20 protein-coding genes and 1 pseudogene are annotated in these 25,038 nt (G+C 52.7%); 13 read left to right on the top strand and 8 right to left on the bottom strand.

Annotation, left to right across the window (positions count from 1 at the left end):
- The first annotated feature begins 99 nt into the window (after nucleotides 1-99).
- The 7 genes from AC1MDE_RS02070 (at nucleotide 100) to AC1MDE_RS02100 (ending at nucleotide 8,249) form a co-directional block, all read left to right on the top strand.
- Nucleotides 100-999, top strand: a complete 900-nt coding sequence (locus AC1MDE_RS02070; RefSeq protein ID WP_480344169.1) for a LysR family transcriptional regulator — start codon at nucleotides 100-102, stop codon at nucleotides 997-999.
- A 648-nt stretch (nucleotides 1,000-1,647) separates the two neighbouring features.
- Nucleotides 1,648-2,346 (top strand): LuxR family transcriptional regulator, encoded by a 699-nt coding sequence (locus tag AC1MDE_RS02075; protein ID WP_237449301.1) that lies wholly within the window; start codon nucleotides 1,648-1,650, stop codon nucleotides 2,344-2,346.
- An 18-nt stretch (nucleotides 2,347-2,364) separates the two neighbouring features.
- Nucleotides 2,365-2,907, top strand: a complete 543-nt coding sequence (locus AC1MDE_RS02080; RefSeq protein ID WP_058961250.1) for a fimbrial protein — start codon at nucleotides 2,365-2,367, stop codon at nucleotides 2,905-2,907.
- Between the two features lie 60 nt (nucleotides 2,908-2,967).
- Nucleotides 2,968-3,705: a fimbria/pilus periplasmic chaperone gene (locus AC1MDE_RS02085; RefSeq protein WP_479401705.1), complete on the top strand. Its 738-nt coding sequence runs from the start codon at nucleotides 2,968-2,970 to the stop codon at nucleotides 3,703-3,705.
- The gene (locus AC1MDE_RS02090; protein WP_374754042.1) at nucleotides 3,677-6,241 is read left to right on the top strand and encodes a fimbrial outer membrane usher protein; all 2,565 of its coding nucleotides are present in this window, start codon (nucleotides 3,677-3,679) and stop codon (nucleotides 6,239-6,241) included. Before AC1MDE_RS02085 ends, AC1MDE_RS02090 begins: the two co-directional genes overlap by 29 nt.
- A 36-nt stretch (nucleotides 6,242-6,277) precedes the next feature.
- The gene (gene stbD / locus AC1MDE_RS02095; RefSeq protein ID WP_058961285.1) at nucleotides 6,278-7,564 is read left to right on the top strand and encodes a fimbrial usher protein StbD; all 1,287 of its coding nucleotides are present in this window, start codon (nucleotides 6,278-6,280) and stop codon (nucleotides 7,562-7,564) included.
- A gap of 4 nt (nucleotides 7,565-7,568) precedes the next feature.
- Nucleotides 7,569-8,249 carry a fimbrial assembly chaperone gene (locus AC1MDE_RS02100; protein WP_167347125.1) on the top strand — a complete coding sequence of 227 codons (681 nt, stop codon included), beginning with the start codon at nucleotides 7,569-7,571 and terminating at the stop codon, nucleotides 8,247-8,249.
- 43 nt (nucleotides 8,250-8,292) lie between these two features.
- On the opposite strand, the gene AC1MDE_RS02105 is transcribed toward AC1MDE_RS02100, so the two are convergent.
- The 4 genes from AC1MDE_RS02105 to AC1MDE_RS02120 all read right to left on the bottom strand — a co-directional run bounded on the left by AC1MDE_RS02105 (nucleotide 8,293) and on the right by AC1MDE_RS02120 (nucleotide 12,247).
- The gene (locus AC1MDE_RS02105) at nucleotides 8,293-9,612 is read right to left on the bottom strand and encodes an MFS transporter (RefSeq protein WP_480344280.1); all 1,320 of its coding nucleotides are present in this window, start codon (nucleotides 9,610-9,612) and stop codon (nucleotides 8,293-8,295) included.
- A gap of 63 nt (nucleotides 9,613-9,675) precedes the next feature.
- Nucleotides 9,676-10,608, bottom strand: coding sequence for an SMP-30/gluconolactonase/LRE family protein (locus AC1MDE_RS02110; RefSeq protein WP_479400026.1), 933 nt, complete (start codon nucleotides 10,606-10,608; stop codon nucleotides 9,676-9,678).
- Nucleotides 10,605-11,555 carry a hydroxyacid dehydrogenase gene (locus tag AC1MDE_RS02115; RefSeq protein WP_058961242.1) on the bottom strand — a complete coding sequence of 317 codons (951 nt, stop codon included), beginning with the start codon at nucleotides 11,553-11,555 and terminating at the stop codon, nucleotides 10,605-10,607. Before AC1MDE_RS02115 ends, AC1MDE_RS02110 begins: the two co-directional genes overlap by 4 nt.
- A complete protein-coding gene (locus tag AC1MDE_RS02120; RefSeq protein WP_058961240.1) occupies nucleotides 11,555-12,247 on the bottom strand; it encodes an RraA family protein in 693 nt (230 codons plus the stop codon). Before AC1MDE_RS02120 ends, AC1MDE_RS02115 begins: the two co-directional genes overlap by 1 nt.
- Before the next feature lie 168 nt (nucleotides 12,248-12,415).
- On the opposite strand from AC1MDE_RS02120, the gene AC1MDE_RS02125 reads away from it, so the two are divergent.
- On the top strand, nucleotides 12,416-13,147 hold the full coding sequence (locus AC1MDE_RS02125) for an IclR family transcriptional regulator (protein ID WP_034822708.1): 732 nt from the start codon (nucleotides 12,416-12,418) through the stop codon (nucleotides 13,145-13,147).
- A gap of 63 nt (nucleotides 13,148-13,210) precedes the next feature.
- On the opposite strand, the gene AC1MDE_RS02130 is transcribed toward AC1MDE_RS02125, so the two are convergent.
- Nucleotides 13,211-14,551: an MFS transporter gene (locus AC1MDE_RS02130; RefSeq protein ID WP_480344170.1), complete on the bottom strand. Its 1,341-nt coding sequence runs from the start codon at nucleotides 14,549-14,551 to the stop codon at nucleotides 13,211-13,213.
- Between the two features lie 334 nt (nucleotides 14,552-14,885).
- The gene (locus AC1MDE_RS02135) at nucleotides 14,886-15,359 is read right to left on the bottom strand and encodes a DUF1203 domain-containing protein (RefSeq protein ID WP_479400023.1); all 474 of its coding nucleotides are present in this window, start codon (nucleotides 15,357-15,359) and stop codon (nucleotides 14,886-14,888) included.
- Between the two features lie 198 nt (nucleotides 15,360-15,557).
- On the opposite strand from AC1MDE_RS02135, the gene AC1MDE_RS02140 reads away from it, so the two are divergent.
- From AC1MDE_RS02140 to glgX, 5 genes are all read left to right on the top strand, one after another.
- Nucleotides 15,558-15,800, top strand: a complete 243-nt coding sequence (locus AC1MDE_RS02140) for a hypothetical protein (RefSeq protein WP_058961235.1) — start codon at nucleotides 15,558-15,560, stop codon at nucleotides 15,798-15,800.
- Nucleotides 15,801-16,134: 334 nt separating this feature from the next.
- Nucleotides 16,135-17,574 (top strand): glycine betaine/L-proline transporter ProP, encoded by a 1,440-nt coding sequence (gene proP / locus AC1MDE_RS02145; protein ID WP_097117767.1) that lies wholly within the window; start codon nucleotides 16,135-16,137, stop codon nucleotides 17,572-17,574.
- A 242-nt stretch (nucleotides 17,575-17,816) separates the two neighbouring features.
- On the top strand, nucleotides 17,817-19,601 hold the full coding sequence (treZ, locus tag AC1MDE_RS02150; protein WP_480344171.1) for a malto-oligosyltrehalose trehalohydrolase: 1,785 nt from the start codon (nucleotides 17,817-17,819) through the stop codon (nucleotides 19,599-19,601).
- Nucleotides 19,598-22,093 carry a malto-oligosyltrehalose synthase gene (gene treY, locus AC1MDE_RS02155; protein ID WP_480344172.1) on the top strand — a complete coding sequence of 832 codons (2,496 nt, stop codon included), beginning with the start codon at nucleotides 19,598-19,600 and terminating at the stop codon, nucleotides 22,091-22,093. Before treZ ends, treY begins: the two co-directional genes overlap by 4 nt.
- Nucleotides 22,094-22,134: 41 nt before the next feature.
- Entirely contained in the window at nucleotides 22,135-24,210 is a 2,076-nt protein-coding gene (glgX, locus tag AC1MDE_RS02160) for a glycogen debranching protein GlgX (RefSeq protein WP_480344173.1), read from the top strand.
- A 33-nt stretch (nucleotides 24,211-24,243) separates the two neighbouring features.
- Here the strand turns inward: glgX and AC1MDE_RS02165 are convergent, their stop codons facing one another.
- Together AC1MDE_RS02165 and AC1MDE_RS02170 are read right to left on the bottom strand one after the other, a co-directional pair.
- Nucleotides 24,244-24,582 (bottom strand): helix-turn-helix domain-containing protein, encoded by a 339-nt coding sequence (locus tag AC1MDE_RS02165; protein WP_034822694.1) that lies wholly within the window; start codon nucleotides 24,580-24,582, stop codon nucleotides 24,244-24,246.
- Nucleotides 24,554-24,960 (bottom strand): annotated as a pseudogene (locus AC1MDE_RS02170) (type II toxin-antitoxin system RelE/ParE family toxin). The gene AC1MDE_RS02165 and the pseudogene AC1MDE_RS02170 overlap by 29 nt, the downstream one beginning before the upstream one ends.
- Nucleotides 24,961-25,038: the final 78 nt, after the last annotated feature.

Raw genomic sequence — 25,038 nt, forward strand, 5'->3', positions numbered from 1 at the left:
AAAAATGATTTGTTAATTTTGTTTTTATTGGCCTTTCATTTACTTTTCTTATTAATATTCTGTTAATCTTTGTTTTACATAAAGTTAACAAAAAGAAAAATGAAAATGACTATCAAGCAGTTACGCGCGTTCTTAGCGGTCGCTCACACTTTGAGTTTTGCCCAGGCCAGCGAACGTCTGGCGATTTCGCAACCGGCGCTGAGCCTGGCGATCAGCGGATTAGAAGAAGCGTTGGGTGGACCGTTGTTTATGCGCACCACCCGCCACGTATCACTGACGCCGGAAGGTGAGATCTTTTTTCCCATGGCACGACGGCTGCTGGCGGATTGGGAAAATGCCGAAGAGGCGATGCATCTGCGTTTTACGCTGCAACTGGGGAAAGTGTCGATTGCCGCCATGCCCTCTTTTGCTGGCAACCTGCTGCCTGCGGTGCTGAAGGCTTTTCGCCAGCGCTATCCCGGCGTCAATATCGCGGTGCATGACGTGATCAATGAAACGGTGCTGGAGATGGTGCAGGAGGGACGCGTGGAGATGGGTGTCGCCTTTGAACCCGAACTGGCCGATGCGCTGCACTTCACCCCGCTGGGTAGCGACCTCTTTGTTGCCGTGGTGCCCGCTGATAGCCCGTTAGCGGATAAGCCACAGCTGAGCTGGCGTGAACTGCTGCATCTGGATTTCATTACCTTGCAGCGTCCTTCGGCGGTGCGTCTGCTGCTTGAGCAGTCACTGGCACAGGCAGGAAGAAGACTCGACGTCGCTTACGAAAGTCATCAATTGGTCACCGTTGGAAAAATGGTCGCCAGTGGATTGGGGGCCAGCGCCGTACCTGCACTCTGCATTCAGCAGATGCGCGAGTTGGGTGCGGTCTGTGTGCCGCTGGTCTCACCACTGATTGAGCGGCGAGTGGGCATTTTGCGCTTGAAGCAGCACCAGCTCTCCCATGCTGCCGCCGCACTGGCACAAACCATGAGTGACGAATGTCGCTGGCCCGACTCATAATTCAGCGTTAATTCACAACGTAACCTCAACCAGACAATATTTGTCGCCTGGTCTTCCTAAATGCACAATCTTTTTTTATCAATTAAATAAACACCAGACATTAACAATTGATTTAGCCAAATAAAATATTTCGTAGATAAATCATAGCCAGTAAGCTGAACCCTCATCCGCTTTGATTAATTGCACTAATCAAAGCGGTCACAAGATTGCTAATGATATGTAAAAATCTTCTCCGCGCGGACATTTTAAGATCAAATCCACCCTGCATTAGGTGTAAGAATAATCCTAAGAGAAATAAATATCCCCTTCCGCAAGGTGAACTTCATTACTCAATTACCTCGCCGCATCACAACCCACAGACCAGAGGCAGTTTTCATTACATCAAATAAAAATTAAAAATCCTGAATTCTCACTTTTCACACCAAAGATAATCAGGCTCAACACTGACGAACATCCAATTATTTAGCAATTAATGCTATCTAAATTTTGATCCCAAAAGCCGATTTTCACCATTAATCCTGGGGGATTTAGAAAGTTCTTAACTCTATAGGGGTATGAAACGATGACGATCATGCCAAGTTGAGAAAAGACAATGGAATTTTAAAAATCACCATCCCGTACAACCTAAGACTTTTCTGAGGGTAAGAAATGACTGATTTTCTTAACTCGTTGAATAAAAACAATTATCCTGCCAGGATATCCGCAGCTCTTACAGGAGCGGATGAGTTTGTTATGAAAAATACCACACGAGAGGACTTACGCTGTGCCAGTTGCAAATATGGCTGCCAGCTGACGAACCGAAACAACGATATTCTTAATCGCTGTCCAATACAAAAAATTGCGATTTGGCCGGGGAACAATCATTTCCTGATTAAAGGTGTACTTTCATTAGTCGCTGGCCGCTATGAAAGTGTGTTTTGCCGGGGATGTATATTCGTTGATTTTTCGCGAGAAAACTTACGTTATCTCACCAATAAAAACTGGATTGATTATCTGAAATCCACCGGGCTAACGATCGTTTTAGTCTCCGATCGTCCGCTGGCCGCTCTGGCTGCACACTGGATAAAGAGAGAGGGAATCCACTCCGTTATTTATTGTGAAGACCGGTTAGAGGATATCAAGAAGGTGATTAACAGTACCTATTATGGTTTAAAAGGAGGCGCAACAAGGAGAGTTAATGCACTGTCGAATGAGGAAGTGACCTTTCTGGATTTAGCCTTAAAAGGGAATTCACTTTCTGCCATTTCGATAGCAATGAACCATGAGATGAAAAAAATTTACAACATCAAAGATTCGATTCGACGAAAGACCGGTACCAGCCTTAATCAGCTGATTTCGGGTCACTAAGTAAAAGGATTACACGAAATGACGCAAACACATAAAACACTGCTTTCACTGGTTATTACCGGTGCCCTTTTCTCGGCCTCTGCGGTTGCAGCGTCCGATAACACCATTAATTTCCAGGGTGAAGTGGCTGATGAAACCTGTTCCATCTCGGTGAATGGCAATGCGGCCTCACCGGTGGTGCTGATGCCCACCGTGAGTAAATCCGATCTGGCTGCCAGCGGTGATGTCGCCGGGCAAACCGCCTTTACCGTTGGTTTGACCGGTTGTACCGGCAACTCAGCTTCCTCAACAAAAATTTCAACGGTATTTGTCGGCAATAACGTGACGGCCAATGGCAACCTGGCGAACACCGGCACCGCAAAAAATGTGGAGGTCCAACTGGTGGACAGTAAAGACGCGGTGATTAACCTAACGGGCGGCTATACCGGTGATGGCGACCTGACGCTTGCCGCCGATGAGACCGAATCCTCGGCCACTTATAACGCACAATATTATGCCAATGGTGTCGCCGCTGCCGGAACCGTGGCTGCTTCATTACAATACGCTGTGACTTACCAGTAATAATTAATCAGCGTACGTTCGGAAATCCGGGCGTGCGCTGCATGCCATGAGATTGTCTGTATGTATTTACGCAATGCCCTGGGCGCGTTATTTATCAGCGTGATGTCAGCGACGGCAACAGCAAGCGTCACGCTGCTGGGCAGTCGGATTATTTATCCGGCACCCGCCAGCTCCATCAATATCCAATTTAAAAACGACGATAGCATTCCCTATGTTATTCAGACCTGGTTTGATGAGGGTGATATGGATGCCAAACCACAGCAGATTAATCGCGTGCCCTTTATTACTACGCCGCCGGTATTTCGTATTCAGCCGAAATCAGGGCAGGTCGCGCGTATTGTCGTCAGCCAGCCAGACAAACTGCCTCAGGATCGAGAGTCCGTATACTGGTTTAACATGCTGCAAATTCCGCCTGCATCACAGGCTGCCGCCGATAAGAATGCCATGACGGTCATGCTGCGCAATCGGGTGAAATTGTTTTATCGCCCTGCGGCAATAGGCAAACCGGGCAATATTTTATCGGGTATTAAAGTCCGCACTCTAATCGATTCCCAAAAAGGCAGCGGATTACAGATCGATAATGCGCAGCCCTGGCATGCTTCATTCGTCGCTATTTCCCTGCGTATCGCGGGAAAAAATTATGAGTGTGAACCTGTAATGGTTGCCCCGTTCTCCATGCATACCTGCTGGTTCAGTCATACCAAACAACGCTTACAGGGTGTAGGCAGCGTCAGACTCGACGCGATTAACGATCAGGGAGCCAGAATAAGTGAAAATTACCCCATCAACTCCCAATGAATTAAAATTCCCCTTATTCTTTCTGACCGTTTCATTCTATTTCTCAACAGCCGTGCACAGTGAAGAATATTATTTCGATCCGTCGCTGTTTAAAGGCTCTGCTTTCGGTCAGAACATCGCGCAATTCAACCAAAGCGAGTTGCCCGCGGGGCATTATCTGGTCGATGTTTATGTCAATAATGCCCTCGTGTCATCCAGCGTGAAGCTGGAATTTTTGCCCCCGGCACAAGGAAAAGAGGTCGAGCCATGCTTACCCTTTTCCCTGGTGAAAATGTTGCCGTTAAAAAAGGTTCCAACACAGCCAATAAATCGCGAGTGCGCCCCGCTTGCTGACTGGACGCCACAAGGGAGCTGGGCTTTTGATGCCGCCGCGTTACGCCTGAATATCACGCTGCCCCTGTCAGCGCTTAAGCGCACGCCGCGTGGTTATATTCCGCCCGAACAGTGGGATGGCGGGATGACCGCGTTATTTCTGCGCCACAACACCAATTACACCTGGACGGAAAACAGCGCGGCTGCCTACCGCTATCAATATTTGTGGAGCGGGATCACCGCAGGCACTAATGTCGCCAACTGGCAGCTGCGTCATCAGGGCAATCTTCGCTATCTCAGCAGCAGTGTGGGTGGTAGCAGCTATCGCTACAACAAGGTACGAACCTGGGTGCAACGGCCACTGACGTCGATCAATAGCCAGCTTTCCCTTGGCGATAGCTACACAGACAGCTCGCTGTTTGGCAGCCTGCCGTTTAATGGCGTAAAACTCGCCACTGACGAACGTATGTGGCCGCAAGGCAGACGCGGTTATGCCCCTGAAATTCGAGGCATCGCCTCATCTAACGCCCGTGTTATTGTGAAACAGTTGAACAAGGTCATCTATGAAACCGTGGTGCCGCCTGGCCCGTTTATCATTGATGATTTGAACAACACCCGCAGTCAGGGGGATTTTGAAGTCGAGGTAATTGAAGCCAACGGTAAAATCGCCACCTTTACGGTGCCCTACTCCTCGGTTCCTGATTCGGTGCGTCCGGGCAACTGGCATTACTCGCTGGCGCTGGGCCGTGTGCGCCAATATTACGCTGTGAATAACGCTTTTTTTGAGGGTGTGATGCAGCGCGGCGTCAGTAATAGTTTGACGGCAACCGTCGGTTCACGGCTGGCGGAAGATTACCAGGCGTGGCTTCTGGGAGGTGTCTGGGCAACCGGCGCAGGTGCATTTGGTCTCAACACCACGTTTTCCCAGGCAAAGGCCGAAAATGACCAGCGCACCTCGGGCTGGCGCGCAGAGTTAAGCTACAGCAAAACCTTTCAAACTGGCACCAACCTGGTCCTGGCCGCTTATCGATATTCGACTCGTGGATTTCGCGACCTGCAGGATGTTTTAGGGGTTCGACGCCAGCAACAAGCGGAAATCAACTACTACTCAGACTCGCTCAACCAGCGTAATCGCTTATCGGCGACACTCAGCCAATCAATGGATGCGTATGGCCTGGTCAGTTTAAGCGCCAGCACCGCCGACTATTACAACAACCAGTCGCGTATCACCCAGTTGCAGTTCGGCTATAGCAACAGCTGGCGCAATATCAGTTACGGTATCAATGTGGCGCGTCAACGCACCTGGTGGAATACCCAGCAAGGCAATGTGAGCGTCAACGATAATCTCAACAGCAGCCGTCAGCAGCGCTACAGCGAAAATACCCTTTCAGTGAATATTTCAGTACCGCTTAACTGGGGTGCGGGTCTTTCATCTGTGGCCTACAACTACAACCAGTCAAAACAGAGCCAGTCTTCGATGGCGACACTAACAGGTTCGGCAGGCGAACAGCGCGATTTCTCCTATTCGCTCTACGGAGGAACGGAGCATTACCGCAATGGCGTCAACGGAGAAGCCAGCTCCTTTGGGGGCAACCTGCAGCAAAACACCCGTTTTGGCGCCATCCACGCCAACTACGGCCAGGGAGATCACTATCGCCAGGTCGGTTTAGGCACGTCTGGCACTTTACTGCTGCATCGTGGCGGTCTCACTGCGGGGCCTTACACCAGCGATACGTTCGCGTTGATCCATGCCGAGGGCGCCCAAGGTGCGACGGTACAAAACGGACAAGGAGCCGTCATTGACTACAACGGTTATGCGCTGCTGCCCTCGCTCACCCCTTATCGTGAAAACACGGTCAGCCTCAATACGTTGCACATGCGCGCCGATGCTGAGTTAAACGGCGGAAGCCAGCGTGTGGTTCCTTATGCCGGTGCCGTGAGTCAGGTGAGTTTTGCCACCTTACGCGGCACCGCGGTGTTGATTTCACTGAATACCACCGAGGGGATGGCACCGCCGATGGGCGCCGAAGTGCGTGATGCCTCCAACACCGTGATTGGCGTTGTCGGTCAGGGAAACCAGCTTTACGCACGCGTTCCACATGACTCCGGCAGTCTGCAAATCAGCTGGGATGGCAAAACCCAACGCTGTGCCGTCAATTATCAAATCACCGGAAAGACGCAACAGGCGCTTATCCTCCTCAATGGTATTTGCAGGACGCTATAACTCGTGAAAATTAAATATCTCCTCGTTGTGCTGCTGATGCTGCCGCTGACGTTATGGGCAAACTGCATCAAAGTCACCAGCACCTCATCGCTTTCAGCCGCCGCTCTGGCAGCCGGCTACACCGCATCGTCCTGGACGGGTGCCTGTGATACCTGTTCAGGCAACCTGGGTTTGCCATCGGTGATCAGCATCAACAGCGGTACATCCTTTCAGCCCGCAGGATCGTTGCTGGCCAGTTCAGTCGGTTCGTTTCTCACCTCCGCCAGCAACACCGCTTACAGCCCGAATCAGATCCTCTACCGCTGTGCAGTAGCGGATGCGGGCAGTTTGTATGAGATGTACGCCACCAACGGTGACAGCGCCTATGCTGGCATGTATGCCAGCAGCGAGGTTAGCGGCGCTTATTACGACGTGGCGAAAAACGTGGCAGTGCGCATGACCAATCTGACCACCGGTGAGTATTACAGCCGCTACTGGAAGTCACGCCAGTTTACCGCCGACAGTTGGTACTCTGACGGCACCTACCTTTACATTCCGGCCAGCGCGTTTAGCAACGTGTTGTACGAAATGTTCAAAATCAGTTCAACCAGCTATTACGCCAATGGCGATAATCGCTACAGCGATCTTTGGACGCAGCCGCGCGGCTATATTGCATTTAAAGGCCCAGGTCTGGACACCAACAGTCTGGCAGTAGGCCAGGACAGCGCCAGCTATTGGTACGGGTTTTACGGCAACTGGCCCGCCGCCTGGAGTACGTATCGCAACGTGACCTATGTGCGGGGCGCGTTGTGTGAAGTCCAGAATTACCCGTCTGTGGTGCTGCTGCCAACCATCAGTGTGAACGCGCTCAAAGCAGGCGGTAGCAGTCAGGTACCGTTTTCGATCTCGCTGCAGTGCGAATCGGGCGCGCGATCCAGCACCAGCACATCCACCAGCACTGCCGCCAATGTCGCGATGGGCTTACTGGTGAATCAACCTAACGCGGTGTCACAAGCGACACAGTTGGGTTTGACCACCAGCGGCGGCGGATTGACCTGGCTGCTGGATAATCAATATGGCAGCAGCGGCGTGGCCTCGGGTGTGGGCATCAAAATTTATAACGCCAGTGGTTCTGCCATTAACTTATTACCTAACCTCGCCAGCACCGGCACCGGGAATACGCGCGGCTGGTATGCCTATACGGATCTCACCTCGCTGGTCTCTTCCGGTAGCAGCAATATTTACAGCGGTGATTTTTTGGCTTCGCTCGAAGCCATAAGTGGACAAACAGTAACAGCAGGGACAGTCAATGCGCAGTTGCAAGTGGTGGTCAGTTTTCAGTAACACAATGGCATTGAGCAGCCTGTTATTCGCTGCTCACGCCATGGCCGTGGTGAATGTGGATAGAACACGCATCATTTTTAATGCCGGTGAGAGCAGCCAGGCGCTAAATATAAAGAACGGTGCGGAAACCCCCTCCGTGGTACAGATCTGGAGCGATGACGGTGATTTGATGCAGTCCCCGGAATTGAGCAGTGCACCCATTTTTGCCATGCCGCCGATGATGAAACTCGCACCTGATGAGCAGCGTGCAATTCGTCTGGTGCTCACTTCACGCCAGTCGTTGCCGGAGGATCGTGAGAGCCTTTACTGGCTGAATATTTATCAGATTCCCGCGCTGAGCAGGCAAACAGGCAGCGCAGAACAAAAAATCCTGTTGCCGCTGCGGTTGCGGCTTAAGGTTTTTATCCGACCGGCGGCGCTGGGCGTGCCTCAGCCTGAAGATGTGCAGAAGCTGCGTTTTATCGTGCACGAACGCCAGCTAACACTAGAGAATCCAACGGCGTGGTATATGAGCTTAAGATTACAGATTGCCAATAAGCTTAAAGTGGATGATGTGCTGGTGGCGCCGTTTGGTTCGGTCACCCTCCCAATAGCGCAACCGGTTCAGGTGGGTGAGAGCGTGATTTATGAGGTGTTTGACGACAACGGTAACCCGGTGGGATATCAGAGCCATACCGGCACCTAAGTTACCTTGCCGCGCCCTGAAGGGCGCGGCAATCTTGTGTCATTCATGAGGCGTTTTTGTAAGGATCGCGAACCTGAGCCACCGCCAGTGCGCCGAATAGCAATATTGCCGATACTGCTAACAGTGCCCACATAAAGCCGCCTGACATCTGTTTAACGTATCCAATCAGTGAAGGGCCAAAGAAACCGCCCAGATTGCCCACTGAAACAATCACGGCCAACCCAGCCGCTGCGGCATTGCCGGTTAGAAAACCCGATGGCAGCGCCCAAAACGATGCCTGAAAGGCCAGAATGCCGCTGACAGTGATGCAAAGTGCCAGCATTTTTAGCACCGGTTCTGACACCACCGCGCCGCAAGATAATGCTATGGCAGCCATCACTAACGCTCCACTGATCCAACGAATGCGATGTGGTGAAAGGTTTGCTCTTCGTGCCCAGAACAACATACTGAGTGCCCCGCAAACGTACGGTAAAGCAGTGAGAAAACCGGTCGCTGTGTGACTGACGCCCATCTGTTTGATGATCTGTGGCATCCACAAGCCGACACCAATCGAACCGACTATCCCACAAAAATTGATCAATGCCAGCAGCCACAGCAGCGGATTACGCATCGCGTGCCGCATGCTGTCGCCATGTTTGTCAGCGATGCGCTGTTGTTCTTCATCCAATCTGCGTTGCAACAGGCTTTTTTCATCGTCAGTCAGCCATTTCGCCTTAGCCGGTTTATCGTCGAGGAAGAACAAACACGCGATGCCAAGTAACACGGCTGGCACGCCTTCAATCAAGAGCAACCACTGCCAGTTATGGATGTGTTCATGGCTGGTGATCTGCATCAGCGCCCCCGAAATAGGGGCACCGATGATGTTTGCCACCGGGATGCCCACCAAAAACGCAGCAGTGATTTTTGCTCGCCAGGTGCCGGGAAACCAGTAAGTGAAAAACAGATAGATGCCTGGCGTAAAGCCTGCTTCAGCCATGCCGAGACAAAAACGCGCGACGGCAAAACTGGTTGGCCCCGTCACAAACGCCGTCGCCATCGAAATCAACCCCCACGAAATCATGATGCGCGCAATCCAGATGCGTGCCCCGGTTTTCTGCATAATCAAATTACTGGGGATCTCAAACAGGAAATAACCGATAAAGAACATCCCTGCGCCAAAACCAAACTGCTCCGCCGTTATCCCTAGATCGGCATTCATGCCCAGCGCGGCAAAGCTGACATTGGTCCTGTCCAGATAACTGATCACGTAACAGATAAAGATGAAAGGCAGGATTCGCCTGAATGCTTTAGCCGCCGCGTGTTCGCTGCGATCCATTTCTTGGGGATTCAGGGTTTTCTCAGGCGCAGCGGGCGCGCCTGGCATGGCGTCAGGTAAGGTATGCAGGGTCATGCGATGCTCCATGGTGCTCTGTGGCACCTGTTGTTGTTAGCTTGCTGGAGTGGAACGACCTGACAGCGCGGCACCGGGAACAGCCATGTCGCAGGTCAGGATTGAGCCAGTGACCGACTCGGTGATAAACAGTCGCCGGCGCTCGGCTCCGCCATAACAGACATTGGTGGTTGAGCGACCCGCTGGGCTGATAATGATTTGGATGGGTTCCGCCATCGCATTCAATAACCACAGACGGCCTAATCCGGGATTGGCAATCAGCAATTCGCCTTCGGTGTTGATGGCGAGTCCATCGGGTCCGCTTGGGCCGTGTGAAGTGAAGAACTGCCCGACCTTGCTCACCGAACCGTCCTTTTGCAGCGGTACGCGCCAGATACAATTTCCCCGCGTCATCGCTACATACATCAGGCTCTCATCCGGCGATAGCACCAGCCCGTTTGGGCTCGGGCAATTATCCAGCAACAAATCGAGACGCCCATCCACCGATAAGCGGTATACGCGTCCCGTCGGATCGTGCAGACCCGTTTGCCCCTGATCGGTGAAATAGAGATTGCCATGACGGTCAAACGTCAGATCGTTGACGCCTTTAAAACTCTCGCTGTTGCGACGCGTCAGCCATGGCGTGACACTTCGGTCATTAAGGGAGAGTTTCATCAATCCGTTTTGGTAATCGGTGATCAGCAACGTGTCCTCATCCAGCAACTTCATACCGTTGGGTTCGCCCTGATACTGAACGATCAACTCCCACTCGCCCTGCCTATCCACCCGAAAGATTCTGCCGTACGGGATATCGGTGACGTAAAGGCAGCCAGAAGGATGCCAGACAGGCCCTTCCAGAAAGGAGTCAACAGCCTGACCACCGCGATTGGCGGCTGACCAGGCATTCGCCGGATCGGGTTTTCTGAATCGGTCGGGCAAGCGGCTGAACACCTCGGCCTGGCGGATTTCCGGTTGAGTCAGACTGATCATGGTGACACGCCCTCTTCCAGCGGCGTATCTGCCAGTGCCTGCAAAATATTCTGTGCCGCCACCGTTCCCATGCGGATGTAAGAAGCATCACTCACGCCACCAATATGCGGAGAAAGAATCACGTTACTGATGCCCTGCCAGCGATGCGGCGCGGTCAGCGGCTCAGCGCTGAAACTGTCCAATGCTGCCCAATGTAACTTGCCTGATTGCAGCGCATCAGCGAGTGCCGCCTCGTTGATTAACCCGCCGCGCGCGGTGTTAACCAGGATTGCGCCGGGCTTGCAGTTCGCCAGCGTGTCGGCGTTGATCATTTCACGATTGGACTCTGTCAGTGGGCAGTGCAGCGACACCACATCAGCCTGTGCCAGAAGTGATTCAAGGCTATTAACCAATTCACAGGCCGGGGGGAATTCACGCGCAAAAGGATCATAAGCCACGACCCGCATGCCCATTGCATTCCCGATGCGAGCCACGCGACTGCCGATCGCACCTAAGCCAATTAACCCTAATACACGTCCTTCCAGCTCAATCGATTTGTGTGTCGATTTATCCCAGAATCCTGCACGCAGGCGCGCATCGAGCGGCATCACAGATTTGGCGCAGGCCAATATCAATGCCCAGGTATGTTCCGCCACAGCCGCGGCATTAGCTCCTGGTGCAGAACAGACACGAATCTGTCGTGCGGTGGCGGCTTGCTGGTCAATGACATCAATACCACTGCCGTGTTTGGAGATCACCCGCAAGGCCGGTGCGGCATCCATCACGGCGGCGTTGATCTTGCCGTAACGCACCAGAATCGCGACCGGATTGAGCTGGTGGCACAGGTCAATCAACTGCGTCTCAGTGGGTTGTTTTCCCGCAAAGACCAACTCAAACTCACGAAGTATGGCTACCGCGTCGGCAGCCAGATCGCTGCCGGTAATCAGAATGACAGGGGCTTTAGCCATCACAGCGTCTCCCCTTCTGCCAGCATACCTGCCTGGCGCAGTGCGTTCTCAAGCCATGGCGCGCGCGCATCGCCAGCTCGGATAGCGGCAATGCGCTGGGTTTCGCCGTCCAGCTTTTTCTTCGCTAAGGCAATGATGGCCTGTACTTCATTACGCGGTATCACCACCACGCCATCAACATCACCCACCACCAAATCACCGGCCTGAATCTGAGCTCCGGCAATGGAAATAGGATGATTAACGCGCCCCGGAATCAGTTTGGTGGGGCCACAAGGATTCAATCCCGCAGCAAACACCGGATATGACTGCTTGCTTAGCATATCGGCATCTCGCACTGCGCCATCAATGATGATGCCCGCGATGCCGGAAGCCTCTGCCTGGGTCGCCATAATCTCCCCCAGCAACGCGCAACTGAGGTCGCCCTTGCCATCCACCACAATCACATCGCCCGGTTGGGCAATCGCCAGTGCAGCATGGATGGCCAGATTGTCACCCGGACGTACCTCAACGGTGATGGCCGGACCCGCCACTTTCATCTGTGGTGAAAGCGGTTTGATTCGGCCGTGCAGCGTGCCGCGACGCCCGGCAACATCAGCCAGGATCGCCGCCTGATACTCAGCCGCTTGTTGCACTTCTTCCGGGGTCACGCGGCTGATATTTCGTTGGATCATTGCAGTAGTGTGAATGCTCATCTCTTCCTCGCTTTGTTTTACTCTGTAAAACACGTGTGTACAATATAAAACAACTATAGCCAGGGCGAGGCAGATTTAGCCATAGCCTTATCGGCGTTTGTGACGTAAACACGAGGTGACTCACAAAAATTCAGGTACACTCGTTGTCGTTCAAAACAGGAGGAATGCATGGGAAATGAAGGCGTTATTGCGGTGGAGAAGGCGCTAGCGCTACTGGACTGTTTCCGTCCAGGCGACGATAGCCTGACGCTGACTGCGTTGTCGCAGGCGTCGGGTTACCACAAAACCACGGTTTATCGCCTGATGAATTCTCTCGAACGAATGAACTACGTGGTGCGCCATGAAAATGGGAGCTATGGACTGGGACCACGCTTGCTGTATCTGGGCAAGTTGTATGAGCAATCTTTCCATCTGGCCAGCGTGGTACAGCCCGAGCTGCAACAACTGGCGCTGGCTACCCATGAGAGTGCTAGTTGGTATGTGATTGAAGGCGGCCAGCGCATGTGCTTATTCCGCGCCGAGGCTTCGGAAGGATTACGACACAGCCGTTTGCCCGGCACGATTTTCCCTCTCGATCAGTCTGCGATTAGTCAGGTGCTGCGCTTCTGGGGGCTCAATGAAGCCCTGTTTGATAAGCATCCACGCCTGCCGTTATATACCTCAGGCGCACGCGATCCGCATACCGCCGCCTTCGCGATGCCGGTATTTGGCGTGAACGATAAATTGATTGCTGCCTTAGCGTTAACCGGCCCGGCCTCGCGCCTGGTGGAATCGCGCCGTGATGATGGCCTGACGCAGCAAATGAGCCAGAGTGCCGCACGACTCTCTTTAAAACTGGGTGCATCAAAGCCGTTTTGCAGTGCGCAATACGGTGAAGACGCACTGACAACCGATAACTGATCGTTGTGTCAGATAGCTTCCGGGCTCACCACAGTGTGCCCGGAAGTCTCACACTGAGTCAGTTCAGGATGAGTGACTCGACAAGCGACCTTCCGCCTTCTGGCCTTGCGAAAGATTACGCCCCATCATCACTACTGCAATCCCCCCTGACAGGCAAAGCGCAGCCAGAGGCAACAGTGCCAAAGTGTGACTACCGGTCTTTTCATTGATGATGCCGTAAGCATTGACCATTACCGCGCCACCAATCAGGTTGGCGATCGCCCCTATCGCCGCCAGCCCTGCCGCAGCGGATTGACTGCTCATCCAGCCCGCCGCCAGTGCCCAGAATGGCCCTTTCATAGAATAAGCGCCGACCAGAATCAGACACATGATAATTATGGTTGCCGGTAACGAAAGGCTGACAAACGCGGCGAAAATCCCTCCAGCGATCATGAACAACGTTAATGCCGTGTGCCAGCGTCGTTCGCCCGTGCGGTCTGAGCTTCTTCCCCACACAATCATCAATATCGACGCCAAACCATAAGGAATCGCATTGAGCATTCCGGTGGTGAGATTATCAAGATGGAATGATTTCAGCAGTTGAGGTGACCAGACGCTGAGGGTGGTGCCGGCTGATGATGCGCCAGAATAGATCAGTGCCATCAGCCAGATATGTTTGTGCTTCAGTAATTGCCAGGTAGAAATATGACCGATATTTTTTTGCTTCTGGCGCTCGGCCTGCAGCGTGGATTCCAGCCACTGCTTCTGCTCACCGCTGAGCCAGCGCGCTTCGTGTGGGCGATTGCTCAGGACAAAATAGGCGGCAATACCGAGCAATACGGCAGGCAATCCTTCAATAATGAACAGCAGATGCCAGCCGCGCAGTCCCATCCATCCGTCGAGTGTGAGTATCAAGCCAGAAAGCGGTGAGCCGATAAAGTTCGCCAGCGGGATCGCCACCATAAACGAGGCAATAATACGCGCGCGATAACGCGCAGGGATCCACCAGGTCAGATACAACACCACGCCAGGGAAGAAGCCGGCTTCAGCCGCACCAAGTAAAAAACGCAGCACATATAAAGACGAAGAGGTTTCCACCAGTGCCATACACATTGAAACTATGCCCCAGCTGATCATGATGCGCGGGACCCACAAGCGCGCGCCGAACTTCTGCATCGCCAGATTACTGGGCACCTCAAACAGGAAATACGCCACGAAGTACAGACTGCTGGCGGAACCAAAGGCGGCCTTGCTCAGACCAAGATCCTCATTCATCTGGAGAGCGGCCATGCCGATATTGCCGCGATCGATAATAGACACCAGATAGCTCACCACCAGGAACGGCAGGATGCGCCAGATCACGCGACGCATGGTTTCGCGTTCCAGCGCCGAGACCGCCGTCTGTTTCAGGGTTTGTTCAGTCATTCTTTCCTCGCAGGGTCTGATTATGGTTATCAGGAGAAGATGCTTTGTTTTATTCTGTAAAACCAGGTTGTACAATATAAACTATCAGAAACGCTGCGAAGCAAACTGTCCGGTGATTGGGGATGCGGAGCCAATCACAAAATCGCCAGTGACTGTAGATTGAATTGTGATCGAAGACAGGTCTTTAAAACGAAAAAACCTGCTTCGCTCCCTTTGGATGCTAAGCAGGTCATTAATACGGAGACGGGCGGAAAATGCTATTGGCTTTCGGCTACACCACACCAGCGCACCAGCGTCAGCGCTATGGCTTTGGTGCAGGCCGTCAAAGGCAGAGTTAGTCTTGATGCTTGTGGATTGCCGCCAAATAGCAGCCAAATCGCGCACTATGGGCGTGGATATACACGGCTTCTGGCCGCTGTAGCAGATCTAAAACGGTTGGCTCCACTTCATCACCTGTCACCAGCTCTGCCGCAATAATGCAGTGCTCAAGATTGAAGGCTCGCAGTGAGAGTTGACGCTTAGCGAGATATTCCGGGATCTCGCTGTAGAAGATGCCGGACTGCATACAACCTTCATGAATGAAAATTGCGTGTTTTCCCTGATATGGTGATTGCGCGGGTTGATAGGTGTGATTAAGCAAGATTGCATGAGCTCCTGGTGGAACATCCTTCAAGCCAATACGATCTGGCAAAGCCGAGGCTTGGCTAGCTAACACTCGGCGTGCGCTGTACTGTGCCAGGTACTCATCATCCTTTCCGTATAAATGTGCAAAATCGCTGCTATTCAATCCGCTAATAATGTAATGCATACTGCCTCCTGCTAATAACATGGGTTCATCAGCAGTAAACGTTATCGAGCCCATCCTTGCTCGCTGGAAACGGACAGAGAATTATTGATCGCAACCGCAATGGCATTCACCGCCTTAGCTCAATCAGCCAGGGTTTGCTAAAGTAGTGGACATCAAGTATCAAGCGCTGCACTTGCATGTTTACACGGGAATTTGACCATGCCAGATTACATTTTCTATAAAAAAGATCAGGTCGTTGCCACTGTTGAAAGAACAGATGTCGAGAGCGCCGTAATGCTCATTTCACAAAGCTATAAAAAGTTAAATGAAGAGGTCGAAGCAGCGACGCCAGAAGCGGCGTTAAAGCGGTTAGCGGATGTTCAAAATCAAGACAATATTATTCATCATGCTTTCGTTACAGGGTCAGTATTTACCTCCATCGTGAATGTGCTGTTCAAATGATTTTCCTTCACCAGCCTTGTGCCGCTGAATCTTATGCGGCGTGAATGACTGCAGCATAATTAACTCACTAGCACAGTGTCACCGCATAATATAGCGCAGAATAAAACCCACCCCCTCCCCCACGACACAATCAATTATTTCACCCCTCAAGCACTTTGACAGAATATACCTTCATCGCTACGCTTTAATGCAAGGATATATGTCACAAACTTGCACATCTTAAAGAGATTACCTAAGGTATCCGCCTTTCAGCCTCTTATAGCTTTCATTTCCATAGGTGAATTTTTTGGCTGCGAAAGCTATAAGATCGCTCTAATTTTACTCATGGAGGTTTATGAGCACCGGAACGATTTCTAAACAATCTGACTTAACCGTTGATGATATTACGGTCATCGATAACAAATTATTAAAACGCGCTGTGAGTGCTGCTGCGTTAGGCAACACCATGGAATGGTTTGATTTTGGCGTATATAGCTATCTCGCCGTGATTATCGGCCAGGTCTTTTTTCCTGGTGCCAGTAACACTGCGCAGTTAATCGCCTCCTTCGGCACCTTTGCCGCTGCGTTTTTAGTTCGCCCAATCGGGGGAATGGTATTTGGGCCGTTAGGTGATCGCTTTGGGCGGCAGAAAGTGCTCGCCTTCACCATGATCATGATGTCGATTGGCACCTTCTGCATCGGCCTGATTCCCAGTTATGCCAGTATTGGCATTGCCGCCCCGATCCTGTTGCTGGTGGCACGTCTGGTGCAGGGTTTCTCCACCGGCGGCGAATACGGTGGCGCAGCGACCTTTATCGCGGAATACTCCACCGATAAGCGCCGTGGCTTTATGGGTAGCTTCCTGGAATTCGGCACACTGGCGGGTTATCTGCTCGGTGCCAGTCTGGTCACCGGCATGATCGCACTATTACCGCATCAAGCCATGATGGATTGGGGCTGGCGTATTCCCTTTTTCCTGGCCGCACCTCTGGGATTATTTGGTCTCTATATTCGCCTGAAACTGGAAGAGACGCCGGCATTTAAAGAGCACATGGACAAGCGCGAAGAGCTTGAGCACAATAAGCCTCAACTGACCTTGCTGCAGATGCTGCGTGTACAGAGTAAACCGCTGTTGAAATGTATTGGCCTGGTGCTGTTATTTAACGTATCCAATTATATGTTGACTGCTTATATGCCCAGCTATTTAACCGGCGTATTGGGCATGAGTGAACTATCCGGGCTCATGTTAGTCATGGTCATTATGTTTATTATGATGCCATTGACGTTGATGTGGGGACATTTAACCGACCGTATGGGCCGTAAGCCGGTCATTGGCTTAGGGGCTCTGGGCTTAATATTGCTGGCTATTCCCAGCTATATGCTGATTGGTTCTGGCAATATGATGCTGGTATTTGCCGGTCTGGCGGTATTAGGTTTATTGCATACCTGCTTTAGCGGCACCATGCCCGCCACATTACCGGCCCTGTTTGTCACCGATATTCGCTACAGCGCATTAGCGATAGGCTTTAACCTCTCCGTGTCACTGTTCGGCGGCACTACGCCGTTAATCACTGCATGGCTGGTGGACACCACGCACAATGCGATGATGCCCGCTTATTACATGATGGGCGCCGGAATTGTCGGCTTGATTACCGTGCTAACGTTGAGTGAAACCGCGCGTAAACCGCTGAAAGGCTCTTCACCTGCAGTCGCCACCAAAGCGGAGGCGCATAAGCTGATTGATAAATTACGTAAGCAACGCGGCCGCAAGGTACAGCAACACAAACCAGCATAATCTTCGGGGCGACCATCAGGTCGCCTTTCTTCTATTCACCTTCCTGATTAGCGAAGCGTAAGGCGTCGATAATTTCCTAAACCCATCTGTTCGCGCCAGAAAAGCGCAAAATATCGACTATGATCTGTTCTCAGTCTTTCTTGTCGTCCCACTGTATATCGTACTCAGTCAGCATCTTTAAACGGAACGTGTACCGCTTGATGTCGTCCATTGCCCTTGCGAGGGTTAAACGAGGCAATTGAATGGAATTCAGATCATTTAAGAAATCCTGGGGAGCTGAGATTCAGGCGGATGGCAGCGTGCTATTCCGCTTGTGGGCACCGGGTCAGCAACAGATTACCTTGCGTCTCGCCGATGGCGATCATCTTATGTCAGCCTCGGACGATGGCTGGTATCAACGGCAACTGGGCGGCATACAACCTGGTGCGACTTACAACTTTGTACTGGCGGATGGCACGGTGGTGCCCGATCCCGCCGCTCGCGCGCAACAATCCGGGGTCAATGGCCCTTCCGTGGTCGTCGATCCTCGTCATTATGCATGGCAGCACACGGATTGGCGCGGACACGCCTGGCAAGAAACCGTGGTGTACGAACTGCATATCGGGACTTTCACACCCGAAGGCACTTTCGAGGCCGCCATTACCCGCTTGCCCTATTTGCAGGCACTCGGCATTACCATGATTGAGGTGTTGCCGGTGTCGCAGTTTGGGGGCAATCGCGGTTGGGGCTATGACGGCGTATTGCTGTACGCACCGCACTCCGCTTACGGCTCGCCGGATGATTTCAAAGCCTTCGTGGATGCTGCACATGGACACGGCCTGTCGGTGGTGCTCGATATTGTGCTCAATCACTTTGGTCCGGAAGGTAACTATCTGCCGCTGCTGGCCCCTGATTTCTTCCACAAAGAGCGCATGACACCCTGGGGCGCGGGCATCGCATATGATGTTGATGCCGCACGTCGTTACATCGTGGAAGCGCCACTCTACTGGTTGCAGGAATATCACCTCGATGGCCTGCGCTTTGATGCCATCGATCAAATCGAAGATACCTCCAGCAAACATGCGTTGATTGAGATTGCTGAACGTATTCGTCGTGAGATAACGGACCGCCCTATCCACCTCACCACGGAAGATTCACGCAATGTCACCTTCCTGCACCCGCGTGACAAACAGGGCCATGCGCCGCTGTTTACCGGCGAATGGAATGACGATTTCCACAATGCCATTCATGTGTTTGCCACCGGTGAAACCCATGCCTACTACCAGGATTTCGCCGACGTACCTGAAAAGCAGATCGCGCGCATTTTGACGGAAGGTTTTGCCTATCAGGGAGAAATCTCGCCGCAGAGCGGTCAACGGCGCGGCGTGCCCAGTGCGGCACAGCCTCCGGTTGCCTTTGTTGATTTCATCCAGAATCACGATCAGGTCGGCAACCGTGCGCAAGGTGACCGCTTGATTACGCTGGCAGGCGCCGATCGCACCAAAGTGCTGCTGGCCACGCTGTTACTGTCACCGCATATCCCGCTGCTGTTTATGGGCGAGGAGTATGGCGAAACCAACCCGTTCCTGTTCTTCACCGATTTTCATGGTGATTTGGCTAAAGCGGTACGTGAAGGACGCGCCCGAGAGTTTACCGGCCATGCAGGGCATGACGACAGCGTGCCCGATCCCAACGCGGCAGAAACTTTCACCCGCTCGAAACTCGACTGGAGCAAGCTGGAAAGTGAGAAAGGCAAAGCCTGGCTGGCGTTCACTCAGCAATTGTTGGACTTGCGTCAGCGCCACATTGTGCCGCTGCTCGCCACGGCAGGCGGTCACAGTGGCAAAGTGCTGAAAACGGCCAAAGGTTTTATCGCGGTGAGCTGGCAGTTCCCGCAGGGTGAACTCTCGCTGGCACTGAATATCAGCAAGCAGGCGCAGCCCTTACCCACTATGGCAGGCAAAACCCTCTTTGCCTGGCCGCAGGAGAATGATGTGTTGCCGCAACATGCCATTGTGGTGCGTCTGGCACAGGGAGAAAAAGCATGACAATTCCTTCAGCAACCTACCGTATTCAGTTCCGCAACGGCATGACTTTTGACCGCGCCATCACCTTGTTACCTTATTTGCAGCGGCTCGGTATCAGCCATCTCTATGCCTCACCTATTTTCACTGCCACCACGGACTCCACGCATGGCTACGATGTCACCGACGCCAATGAGATCGACCCTGCGCTGGGCGGACGTGATGGCTTTAATCGACTGTCGGCGGCGTTACAGCAGGCCGGCCTCGGTTTAATTCTGGATATCGTGCCAAACCATATGGCGGCATCACTGGAAAATGCCTGGTGGCGCGATGTGATTGAGCATGGAGAAAACAGTCAGTATGCGCGCTATTTCGATATCGACTGGTCGCGTCCCCTCACATTGCCGTTCCTCGGCGATGATTTTGAACGCGTGCTGCAAAACGACGAATTGAGCATTAAGCCCCATCCGCAAACTGGCCATCCGGCGCTGGCTTACTACGACAGCTTCTATCCGCTGACGCCTGCCAGTTGGCAAGGACGCGCCGATGAGGTGCTGGCCATCAACGATCGCGCAGCGATTGCCGAATTGCATCAGCAGCAGCCCTGGCAGCTGATCAACTGGCGTGACGCACGAAAAGATCTCTCTTACCGACGCTTCTTTGAAATCACTGGGCTAGTCGGCGTGCGGGTCGAGGATGAAGCCGTGTTCAACGCCTCACACGCACTGATTCTGGAACTGGTTCACAGCGGTGCTGTGAGTGGTTTGCGTGTCGATCACATTGATGGTCTGGCCGATCCGCAGGGTTATCTTCAGCGTTTGCGCAGAGCCGCAGGTGCGGATTGCTACATCACGGTAGAGAAGATTCTGGCAGAAGAGGAGCAGATTCCGGTTGAATGGCCCATTTCCGGCACCACTGGCTATGAGTTTATCGCTGCGCTTTCACATGCGTTGATCGACGATACCCAGATTGATGCGTTGCATCTGGCCTATGAAGCCGTCACCGAAGAGCGGAATGATGTCAGTGCTGGTCTGCGCGCCGCCCGTGAATTGATGGTTGATCGTAACTTCGCTGGTGAATTTTCACGCCTGCTGGCGATATTGACCGGGGTGGCACATTTAGAACAGCGCAATTTTGGCGAAGCTGAGTTGCATGTCGCCCTGCGCGAGATGCTGATCGCCTTCCCGGTTTACCGCACCTATGGTCGCCCGGCGGGCATGCCTTTGGCGGGTGAAGCGCTGCTGCAACAGGTACTGGAAGCGGTGAAGTTCAGTGCTTTTCCCGCTGCACTCAGCTTCCTGCAGGCCATATTACTCGGTGCGGTCTCGGAACAAAGTGAACCGGATGCCGCTGAATTCCGTACGCGCTTCCAGCAACTCACCGGCCCGTTGATGGCGAAATCGGTGGAAGACACCCTGTTCTTCCGAAATCACGCCATCCTTGCCATCAACGAAGTCGGCGCGGAACCGCTGCCGCACCCCTTCTCTGTGGAACACTTCCACCAGCAGATGCAAACCCGGTTACATCATCAACCCGACGCACTTTCGACGACGTCAACCCACGATACCAAACGTGGGGAAGATGCCCGTGCCCGACTCTATTCACTGAGCGAAGCACCCGCACTCTGGGCAGAGAACGTCACGCGCTGGCGGGAGCTGAATCAATCCAAAGTGCTCACTATGAACGAAGGCCCGGCCCCCGAACCGGCGGTAGAATGGATGCTGTATCAGGCGCTGGCCGGTGCGTGGCCCACGACCTTACGACCAGATGACCACGACGGGTTGCGTACCCTTGAGGCACGCTTTATACCGTTTGTGGAGAAAGCGCTGCGTGAAGCCAAGCTTCGTACTGACTGGGCGGATGGCGACGAAACCTACGAACAGGCGGTGCTGGAATATGCAAAACATCTGCTATCCGCAGAAAACCCAGCATTCCTGACGGACTTCGTCACAGCCATTCAACCTTTCGTTGATGCCGGCCTGGTTAACAGCCTGTCACAGACCGTGATTAAGCTCACCGCACCAGGCGTCCCGGATATTTATCAGGGCAGCGAAGCGCTGGATTTCAGCCTCGTCGATCCCGATAACCGCCGTGAGCCCGATTACGCCGTGCTGGAGGCGCAACTTGTTGATCGCAGCCGTCCTGATTTCACTCAGCCCTCTGACTGGCGCAGCGGCAAACTCAAACAGCAGGTCATCGCATGCTTATTACACCTGCGCCTGGATAAGCCGCAGCTATTCCGTTTCGGCGATTATCAACCGTTGTACGCCACTGGCGCGCATCCAGAGCTCCTGATTGCCTATGCGCGACAGGACAGTGAAAACAGCCTCATCGTTGTGGTGCCTCGATTAATGCTGGAGGGCACTTCCTGGGCTGAAACGTCCATTCCCTTACCTGAGTCACTGGCCCACCGGCACTATCGCAATCTGTTAAGTGGTGCAACCTTAGCGCTTAACGAACAACTTTCTTTAGATAACTTACCGCCTTACGCGCCACTGGTGCTGATTGCCAGTTAATAACAAGCCTGTATTTCTGTTCATGGGATGGAGAGGAATGAATGTCTAACGCAAAGCCTTTAGAAATTATCGCGGGTTCGGGTCAAACGCTTGGCGCAAATTATGATGGCGAGGGCGTCAATTTTGCCCTGTTTTCAGCGTTCGCCGAGCGTGTGGAATTGTGTCTTTACGATGAGAGCGGTCAGCACGAAATCGCGCGTTTTGATCTGCCGGAAAATACCCATGAAGTCTGGCATGGCTACATTCCCGGTCTGCAGCCCGGTGCACTTTACGGCTACCGGGTGCATGGCCCGTTTGAACCGGAAAACGGCCATCGATTCAACGCCAACAAACTGCTGCTCGACCCGTATGCTCGTGAACTGCGCGGCGACATCCAGTGGAACGATGCGCATTTTGCCTATGACCTGCTGCATGAAGATAAAGACCTGACTTTCGATGAACGTGACAGCGCACCGTTTACGCCAAAATGTCGGGTGATCGATCCCAACGAATTTGACTGGCAGGACCGCAATCGCCCGGTTATCCCGTGGTCGCAGACCGTTATCTATGAGACACACGTTAAGGGCTTCAGCCAGTTGAACCCGGCAGTGCCCCCTGAAATGCGCGGCACTTACGATGGCATGAGCAACAAAGCCACCGTCGAGTACATTAAAAGCCTCGGTGTCACGTCGGTTGAGTTGCTACCGGTGCACTGGTTCCCGGACGATCAGCATTTGCTTGATAAAGGACTGAAAAACTTCTGGGGCTATAACTCACTGGCGTTTTTTGCCCCGGCCTCGCGCTACTTTGGCCCGCGTGGCATTCAGGGCTTTCGTGACATGGTGCGCGCCTTCCACGATGCCGGTATCGAAGTGATCCTCGATGTGGTTTACAACCATACGGCGGAAGGCAATGAACTGGGTCCGACGCTGTCGTTCAAAGGCATCGATAACTTCTCCTATTACCGCACCTTGCCGGAGCAGCATCGCTACTACATCAACGATACCGGTACTGGCAACACCGTGAACACCTCCCATCCACGCGTGTTGCAGATGGTGATGGATTCTCTGCGCTACTGGGCGGAATCGATGCATATCGACGGTTTTCGCTTTGATTTGGGCACCATTCTCGGGCGCGAACCGGAAGGTTTCGACCAGCGTGGCGGCTTTTTTGATGCCATGACGCAGGACCCGGTACTGTCGAAATTAAAACTGATTGGCGAACCCTGGGATATCGGCCCCGGCGGCTATCAGGTAGGAGGCTTCCCGCCAGGCTGGGCCGAATGGAATGATAAATATCGCGACACGGTGCGTGAATACTGGAAAGGCGACAACGTCTCAACCGACTTTGCTGCACGCCTGCTCGGTTCAGGCGATCTCTATGATCAACGTGGCCGCCGTCCATGGGCCAGCATCAATTTCCTTACCGCACACGATGGCTTCACGCTCAACGATTTAGTGTCGTACAACGAGAAGCACAACGACGCGAACGGTGAAGATAACAATGACGGTCATAACGATAATCGTTCGTACAATTACGGCGCGGAAGGCCCGACCGATGACGAAGGCATCAATGCGGTGCGTGAGCGGCAAAAGCGTAACTTCCTCGCGACGCTGCTGTTCTCACACGGCACGCCGATGCTGCTGGCGGGTGACGAGTTTGGCCGCAGTCAGATGGGCAACAACAACGGTTATTGTCAGGACAGTGAAATCTCCTGGCTGCATTGGGAAAACTTGCCGGAGTCCGCGGATGCATTACGCAAATTCACTCGACATCTGCTGGCGTTAAGGGCGAAACAGCCGTTGCTGCGCCGTGAAAACTGGCGCGACGGTATGGACATAAAATGGTTTAACGCTGGCGGCGGCTTCCAGCAGGAAGACCAATGGGATGAGGGCAGCACGCTTGGCGTCTATATCGGTCGTCCGGATCTGCAAACCGAAGAAGGTATCTGGCACGATGTGCTGATGCTGTTCAATCCGTTTGAAGGCAACGTGCCCTTCCGCATCCCACAATTTGGCGAAGGCGGCTGGGTGCTGGAACTCACCACCTCCGATACCGCTAAAAAAGGGCTGGTGATTACCAAAGAGAAGGATTTTGAACTGGAAGGCCGCAGCATGGCGCTGTTTAGAAGGCCATAATTTTAAAGGGGAAACTGGAGTGCAGTTTCCCCTTTAAACAACAAATGCATCAGGGCCTTTAGCAGCCAGTGTATTTAAGATACGCAGTGCCGGGCCACTCGGCTTGATTTCTCCTCGCTCCCACTTTGAAACGCTATCCACTGTCATGCCTAAGGTATAAGCCAGTAATGCCTGACTCAGGCCATACTGTTTACGCATGAGTTTAATTTCCAGACCGGTCATATCATGTACAGCTGCAACACGCTTGCGATACTCACTTGCAGAGATTCGCGTGGCAATCTGAGAGACATCTTCATCAGAAAGTAGGCCTAATCCTCGCAACTCTTCCGCATCTTCAATCATCTCATCCAATGTTGCTGGTGTAGTTTTCATCGCAGTTTACCTCACTGAATGTCCCACGATTTTTAAGCTGTAGCAGGTCTGCCGCACTCGCTTGTAAGTACCCTTTCGCAAGGATTTTATACGTTGCCAACACGTCATCCTCGATCTCTTTGGCATTTTTCTTATGCAACTCGCCTTTAGTCCAGCCATCATAAAAAAATAGTGCGTTTCCTCTTTTGAAGAAAATCACCGACCGGGCACCACCACTTTTCCCCTTACTCAGTGCTATACGCTTTTTAATCACGCCTCCCCTAGGTCAGCTTCAAACTCGCCCCTTTTGACTTCCGGAGCAGCATGGCAAAGGTCAGCATCATGAAGACTGGCCTTTTTGAAATTCCGATCAAAACGTCTATGTACATAAATCGCCATTCCTTAGCCCTTAACCTTTGCCCGTAATGATTATTATAATAACGATTACGACCTCGCGACAATATCGGCTTGTTAGGA

It is taken from the genome of Pantoea folii, assembly GCF_056678875.1.

Bases quoted from the DNA above. Each gene is read 5' to 3' on its own strand.
- AC1MDE_RS02070 (WP_480344169.1), top strand. From the start codon at position 100: ATGAAAATGACTATCAAGCAGTTACGCGCGTTCTTAGCGGTCGCTCAC.
- AC1MDE_RS02075 (WP_237449301.1), top strand. From the start codon at position 1,648: ATGACTGATTTTCTTAACTCGTTGAATAAAAACAATTATCCTGCCAGG.
- AC1MDE_RS02080 (WP_058961250.1), top strand. From the start codon at position 2,365: ATGACGCAAACACATAAAACACTGCTTTCACTGGTTATTACCGGTGCC.
- AC1MDE_RS02085 (WP_479401705.1), top strand. From the start codon at position 2,968: ATGTATTTACGCAATGCCCTGGGCGCGTTATTTATCAGCGTGATGTCA.
- stbD (WP_058961285.1), top strand. From the start codon at position 6,278: ATGCTGCCGCTGACGTTATGGGCAAACTGCATCAAAGTCACCAGCACC.
- AC1MDE_RS02100 (WP_167347125.1), top strand. From the start codon at position 7,569: ATGGCATTGAGCAGCCTGTTATTCGCTGCTCACGCCATGGCCGTGGTG.
- AC1MDE_RS02105 (WP_480344280.1), bottom strand. From the start codon at position 9,612: ATGCCAGGCGCGCCCGCTGCGCCTGAGAAAACCCTGAATCCCCAAGAA.
- AC1MDE_RS02110 (WP_479400026.1), bottom strand. From the start codon at position 10,608: ATGATCAGTCTGACTCAACCGGAAATCCGCCAGGCCGAGGTGTTCAGC.
- AC1MDE_RS02115 (WP_058961242.1), bottom strand. From the start codon at position 11,555: ATGGCTAAAGCCCCTGTCATTCTGATTACCGGCAGCGATCTGGCTGCC.
- AC1MDE_RS02120 (WP_058961240.1), bottom strand. From the start codon at position 12,247: ATGAGCATTCACACTACTGCAATGATCCAACGAAATATCAGCCGCGTG.
- AC1MDE_RS02125 (WP_034822708.1), top strand. From the start codon at position 12,416: ATGGGAAATGAAGGCGTTATTGCGGTGGAGAAGGCGCTAGCGCTACTG.
- AC1MDE_RS02130 (WP_480344170.1), bottom strand. From the start codon at position 14,551: ATGACTGAACAAACCCTGAAACAGACGGCGGTCTCGGCGCTGGAACGC.
- AC1MDE_RS02135 (WP_479400023.1), bottom strand. From the start codon at position 15,359: ATGCATTACATTATTAGCGGATTGAATAGCAGCGATTTTGCACATTTA.
- AC1MDE_RS02140 (WP_058961235.1), top strand. From the start codon at position 15,558: ATGCCAGATTACATTTTCTATAAAAAAGATCAGGTCGTTGCCACTGTT.
- proP (WP_097117767.1), top strand. From the start codon at position 16,135: ATGAGCACCGGAACGATTTCTAAACAATCTGACTTAACCGTTGATGAT.
- treZ (WP_480344171.1), top strand. From the start codon at position 17,817: ATGGAATTCAGATCATTTAAGAAATCCTGGGGAGCTGAGATTCAGGCG.
- treY (WP_480344172.1), top strand. From the start codon at position 19,598: ATGACAATTCCTTCAGCAACCTACCGTATTCAGTTCCGCAACGGCATG.
- glgX (WP_480344173.1), top strand. From the start codon at position 22,135: ATGTCTAACGCAAAGCCTTTAGAAATTATCGCGGGTTCGGGTCAAACG.
- AC1MDE_RS02165 (WP_034822694.1), bottom strand. From the start codon at position 24,582: ATGAAAACTACACCAGCAACATTGGATGAGATGATTGAAGATGCGGAA.